Origin of the sequence: Schlesneria sp. (genome assembly GCF_036405755.1) — a bacterium.
GTDB classification, from domain to species: domain Bacteria; phylum Planctomycetota; class Planctomycetia; order Planctomycetales; family Planctomycetaceae; genus Schlesneria; species Schlesneria sphaerica.
Genome location: NZ_DASWWZ010000473.1, coordinates 1 through 5,415 on the forward strand (window position 1 = coordinate 1; position 5,415 = coordinate 5,415).

Consider the following 5,415-nt stretch of genomic DNA (forward strand, 5'->3'; position numbering starts at 1 on the left):
GACTGGTTCCATCGTCTCGGCCTCGTCTTCCTGACCCAAAGGCACGCCGATTTACAACCATCTTAGAAACCGCCGGATACGATGAGTACGTCCGGTGGTGTGGGAGGACGGAGGGGGTAACCCCTCCTCCTACCCGATTAATCGTCGTGTAAATCAATCCTCACTCAGCAACTGAGCGAGGGCCGACGTGGCGGCCCTTCGCCAGGAACTGCTCTGCCCCAGGGTGACGCCGCGCCGTCAGGTTGCGGAATCACGACCATGGCGGCGGACGGGATCAGGCGATCCCGGGAACGGGGAATGCCTTTGTGAATTCGCCGATCTCACCCTTAACGGCTGCAATCACGGCGGTATCTTCAGGACTCTTGAGCACCCTCAGGATCCACGCCCCGACTTTCTTCATCTCATCCTGACGCATCCCGCGAGTGGTCAGTGCCGCCGTTCCGATGCGAATTCCGCTAGGGTCGAGGGCCTTACGCTGGTCGTAGGGGATCATGTTCTTGTTAACGGTGATTCCAGCGGCATCGAGGGCCTTCTCGGCGATCTTGCCGGTCAGTCCGATCGACGTGACATCACAAAGCATGAGGTGGTTGTCAGTACCACCGCTGGCCAGCTTGATTCCCCCGGACATCAGGCTCTCTGCCAGTGCTTTCGCGTTGGCGATAATCTGCTTGCCGTATTCCTTGAAGGACGGCTGCATTGCTTCCTGGAAGCAGATCGCTTTGGCGGCGATGATGTGCATGAGGGGGCCCCCCTGCAGACCTGGGAAGACGGCCTTGTCGATGTCCTTGCCGTATTCTTCCTTGCAAAGCACGAAGCCCGAACGTGGACCACGCAGCGTCTTGTGCGAGGTGCTGGTGACGAAATCTGCCACGGGGACGGGGCTGTTGTGAAGTCCCGCAGCGACGAGGCCGGCGTAGTGAGCCATGTCGACCCAGAGCTTGGCTCCGACTTCCCTGGCGATTTCGGCGAACTTGGCGTGGTCGATTTCCCGTGGATAGGCGCTGGCACCCGCGACGATCAACTTGGGGCGATGCTCCCGCGCCAGCTTGGCAACCTGATCAAAGTCGATCCGGTGATCTGACTCGCGAACCCCGTAGGCGATAGGCTGGTAAAGCTGGCCGGAAAAATTGAGGCCCATCCCGTGGGTCAGATGGCCACCCATTGCCAGATTCATCGCCAGGAAAGTATCGCCAGGTTTCAGGACCGTCTGGTAGACCGACATATTCGCCTGAGAACCGGCGTGGGGCTGCACATTGGCGTACTGAGCCCCGAAGAGCTGCTTGGCACGCTCAATGGCCAGGCTTTCGACGATGTCGACATATTCACAGCCACCGTAATAGCGGCGACCGGGGTATCCCTCGGCGTACTTATTCGTCAGGATTGTTCCTGCCGCTTCCAGAATGGCTGCACTAGTGTAATTTTCCGAAGCGATCAGTTCGAGACCTTCTTGCTGTCGCGTCCGTTCCTTCTGGAGGGCAGACCAAAGGGCAGGATCGGCGGTTTGCAACGCGGACATTTTCAATAGACTCCGAGGAAAAATAGGCGAAGTTGAAAGGCTGGGGTTGATGCTGAATGATAGACACTTCGATCTGATCGCCGAGTCGTCGCAAGAGGTTGAATTTCCCCCGTAAGGCATTTTCTCGCTGGCTCGTACCCCTTTCGGGCGAAACATTTGTCGTGGAGATTTTTCCCGTGCTGAGTCTTCTCGCTGTTGGGGATGACCTCAGCGGTTGTGCGTCCTGCACGTCTCATCTCGCGGAAAAAATGCCCGCAGGTAACGGCATTGACCCACCAACCGGCAAACACCGGTGAAGGTGATGATCCTGGACCGTTCCCCCCCTGCTCGATTCCGTCGAAGCGGAAATTGGTGCTGATAAAGGCTGTCCGGTTCGCGAATCAATCACTCCACCATGCGGCGAAGCGACACGAATGCCTGCCTTACGTTATAATCGGGATCGATGTCAACTTGCTACTCTTTCAGTTGGATACCTGCGACCTACGATGCCAGATCCATCGGCCGAAGTTGTTCCGTCCCTGCAAAGTTCACCCATTTTAAGTGGTGAGCGTGTCGCGTTCACCGGAACGCTTGCTTCCATGACGCATCGCCAGGCGATGGAAATGGTTGAGCAGCACGGTGGTACGGCGATGCAGCATGTGGGTCAGCAAACCTCAATTCTTGTGGTGGGTGAAGAGGGATGGCCGCTGGAACCCGACGGCCTCCCTTCTGTGAAGCTCGAACAGGCTCGACAACTGCACGATAAGGGCGAGCCCATTCGAATTGTCTCAGAATCGGAATGGCTCAAGCTGCTGGGAATCGAACCCGTCGAGCGAAAAACGCATCAGCTCTACACTCCCGCCATGTTGTGTCAGCTCCTGAATGTCTCTGTGCATGACATCCGTCGGTGGGAGCGTGCGGGACTCATCACCTCTGTTAAAAAAGTCTATCGCCTCCCCTACTTCGATTTTGAAGAAGTCGCCAATGCCCGGCGACTCAGCAAACTCGCAGCGTCAGGGGTTCGGTCAGAACAGATCGCGGCAAGTCTGCAGCGGTTGCACACCCTGTGGCCTGATGTCGTCAAGCCACTCGCCCAACTGGAAGTGATGTCCCGTGGGATGGGAGGACTTGTCTTTCGGGACGATTCGGGATTGGTCGAGACGACCGGGCAGCGAATTTTTGATTTTGATCCCCCTTCCCCGGAAGATGAGCCCTCTGACGAGCACTCGATTCTGCCGCTCCACCCTGCTCCCGTGGTCGGAAATGTTGATCGGCAGCATTGGACCGTCGATGAATGGTTCTACGAAGGCTGCCGTCTGGCCGAGGCGAACGAACTGGAATCGGCTCTTGAGGCCATGCGAATGGCCACGATTGGAGAGTCGAACAATCCCCTGTTTCATTTTCATATCGCCGATGTTTTGTACCGCTTGAAAAAGCCAGACGGGGCGATTGAGCGCTATTACATGGCAGTGGAGATCGACCACGACTTCCTCGAAGCATGGACGCAGCTCGGTTGTGTGCTGTCAGAAATCGGGGATCTCGCCGGTGCACAGGCAGCCTTCCAGATCGCCCTGGACCTGCATCCCGACTGCCCGGAAGTTCACTTCCATCTAGCGGGGGTTTTGGAACAACTGGGCCAGCCCGAAGCCGCTGTACAGCACTGGCGACGGTATCTCGACTTCGACGATCGAGGTCCCTGGGCAGAAATCGCTCGCGAACATGTATCGCCCGACGCCCAATGAGGTCAGTTCCAGTCGCTAAGCAAGCGATCGGAATTTCCCGCCGAGAATCTCGTTGAAAGAGCGCGGGCGTGTCCTGCTCGGGGAAGAATCGGCCCTCTGCACTGCCCTGATACTCCATCCCAGCTCACTTGGGGATGCGTTCGGATGCCGGATAAGAGTCAGGTTCACCGCAGGTCTCTGTTGAGTACGCATCTGCTACGGTGCCGGGCAGTACTTCCACGGTGCGGGCAAAACTTCGACGAGTAAAATTTCGTGTTGACGACAGTTTTGCGACTGAGGGGGGGGCAAATCGCGCAGAAACAGCCTCCCTATGTAGAAACAGCCTCCCTATGTAGAAACAGCCTCCCTACGTAGAGAGGCTATGCGGTGGAACCAGCTTCCTCTGTTGGTCTAGTGCTGTGGAGCTGCGTGTTGTTCGCCTGAGTCGCTATTGATGAATGCCTGTGGATCAGTGTCATGGATCGTCGAACTGTTGGACATCATCCAGATGTTGACACCCGTCATCAGGAAAAGCAGGATGCAGAACAGCAATCCCAGCAGTTTTCCCATCATCTGGCCCGCTGCCTTGTCTGCCGCTTCAAAGTCGTGCAATTCAGAGGGTTCGAACTTCAACGCTGCCGCGAGGGCAAGACGGGGATCAGAGCTGCCGGTCAGGTGGGGCGATTCAGGAGCGTGGTGTTCAGCATGTGCGGTCATCGACAAGTCTCTCCCATTCGAAGTCGGCAGCGACGCCAACATTGCAGTAGTTGAGCCACCTACAAGAATCTGGCCCGTGCATTTTGAGCAGAAGCCGAGCACGTGTCGAGTCTGACTGAGGCGGTAACGGGCTCCGGAAGCAACATTCCCGAAAACGAGAGAGCGATTCCTCAGTCCACAGGTTGATAAGGTCCCTTTCTCGTCACCCCGGGTCTGGTCTCGCCGAGGGAAAAAGTCCTGGAAGAAGGGTAGTATGGCTGCTTGAGATCGGACAACGGGGGCTGGATGTCCTCGCTCTGTAACTGGTTCTCTCCTTTTCGCACTCGCTTCTGAAGGAATCTGCTGATGAGACGTACGTGGATTGTTCGCCTGCTGGGGCTGTTTCTCGTTGCTGGCCCCCCGGTTCTGGCAGCTCCCCCTGTGCCCGACACCGTAGTCTGGGAAGAAGGGATCGAATACTCAAATCCTGACAATCAGCACCTGCAGCTCAATCTCGCCCGGCCCAAATTGGGGGAAGGCCCCTTCCCTGCCGTCATCTGCATTCATGGGGGCGGATTTCGTGCGGGGAAACGAGATGGCTACGACACACTCTGTGTACGACTTGCCGAACGGGGATATGTGGCTGCGACAATCACTTATCGTCTCGCACCGAAGTACCAGTTCCCCGCCGCCGTCCATGATACGAAGGCGGCTGTTCGCTGGATGCGAGCCAACGCCAAAAAGTACCATGTTGATCCCGAGCGGATTGGCGTGACGGGAGGCTCGGCGGGGGGGCACCTCGCTCAGTTCCTGGCGGTGACAGCCCATGTCCCCCAGTTCGAAGGAGACGGCGGGAATCCTGAGCAATTAAGCACTGTCGCGTGCGTGGTCAATGTTTACGGTCCCAGCGATTTCACCCAATCCTACGGCAAGAGTGTCGATGCACATGAGGTGCTGCCATTATGGTTCGGTGGTAACCTCGAAACAAAACGAGCGCTGCACATTCACGGCAGCCCGCTCTACTGGGTAACTCCGAATGCGGCGCCGACCCTGTGTATTCATGGCACCGAAGACAAGTATGTCGCCCACGAACAGGCGGTGTGGCTGGTCGACAAACTCAAAGCCGCCACGGTCGATGCGGAACTGCTTACCCTCGAAGGCGCCGGTCATGGTTTCAAAGGAGCCGATGCCGAGAAAGCAGACCAGGCACTGTTTGATTACTTTGACAAGAAGTTGAAGAAGTAAGCCGGCTGAGGTGGAAGTTCTTGCCGGTAGAAAAGCAAGAATTGCCACCCGTCTGAACTCAGCACGATTCGGTCGGGTTCCAGAAAACAATTCCACAAGCACGGGGGGCGGTCGCGCAGAGGTTGTGATTTTTTTGGAAGTTCAGGGTAGCAATCCTTCCGGGATGCGCTAAAACTCGGCCATGAGCACCACCCCCCCACCCAAGAAGCCTGATGTCCGTGTGAATTCTCCTGAACGTCGTCAGTTGGAATGGCGGGA

At 57.0% G+C, this 5,415-nt stretch carries 4 protein-coding genes; 2 read left to right on the forward strand and 2 right to left on the reverse strand.

All coding sequences use genetic code 11. The features are described from left to right. Positions 1-274 precede the first annotated feature (274 nt). Positions 275-1,516 carry a serine hydroxymethyltransferase gene (gene glyA, locus VGE80_RS16095; RefSeq protein ID WP_440593378.1) on the reverse strand — a complete coding sequence of 414 codons (1,242 nt, stop codon included), beginning with the start codon at positions 1,514-1,516 and terminating at the stop codon, positions 275-277. A 485-nt stretch (positions 1,517-2,001) separates the two neighbouring features. Here glyA and VGE80_RS16100 point away from each other — a divergent pair, with 485 nt between their 5' ends. Then, on the forward strand, positions 2,002-3,237 hold the full coding sequence (locus tag VGE80_RS16100; RefSeq protein WP_440593379.1) for a tetratricopeptide repeat protein: 1,236 nt from the start codon (positions 2,002-2,004) through the stop codon (positions 3,235-3,237). Between the two features lie 390 nt (positions 3,238-3,627). Here VGE80_RS16100 and VGE80_RS16105 read toward each other — a convergent pair whose 3' ends face one another. Then, the gene (locus tag VGE80_RS16105) at positions 3,628-3,933 is read right to left on the reverse strand and encodes a hypothetical protein (protein ID WP_440593380.1); all 306 of its coding nucleotides are present in this window, start codon (positions 3,931-3,933) and stop codon (positions 3,628-3,630) included. A 345-nt stretch (positions 3,934-4,278) separates the two neighbouring features. Between VGE80_RS16105 and VGE80_RS16110 the strand changes: the two genes are divergently transcribed. Beyond that, complete coding sequence (locus VGE80_RS16110; protein WP_373653077.1) at positions 4,279-5,157, forward strand: alpha/beta hydrolase fold domain-containing protein; 879 nt, start codon at positions 4,279-4,281, stop codon at positions 5,155-5,157. Positions 5,158-5,415: the final 258 nt, after the last annotated feature.

Excerpts from the sequence above, each read along its gene's own strand:
- VGE80_RS16110 (WP_373653077.1), top strand. The coding sequence starts at position 4,279 with ATGAGACGTACGTGGATTGTTCGCCTGCTGGGGCTGTTTCTCGTTGCT.
- glyA (WP_440593378.1), bottom strand. The coding sequence starts at position 1,516 with ATGTCCGCGTTGCAAACCGCCGATCCTGCCCTTTGGTCTGCCCTCCAG.
- VGE80_RS16100 (WP_440593379.1), top strand. The coding sequence starts at position 2,002 with ATGCCAGATCCATCGGCCGAAGTTGTTCCGTCCCTGCAAAGTTCACCC.
- VGE80_RS16105 (WP_440593380.1), bottom strand. The coding sequence starts at position 3,933 with ATGACCGCACATGCTGAACACCACGCTCCTGAATCGCCCCACCTGACC.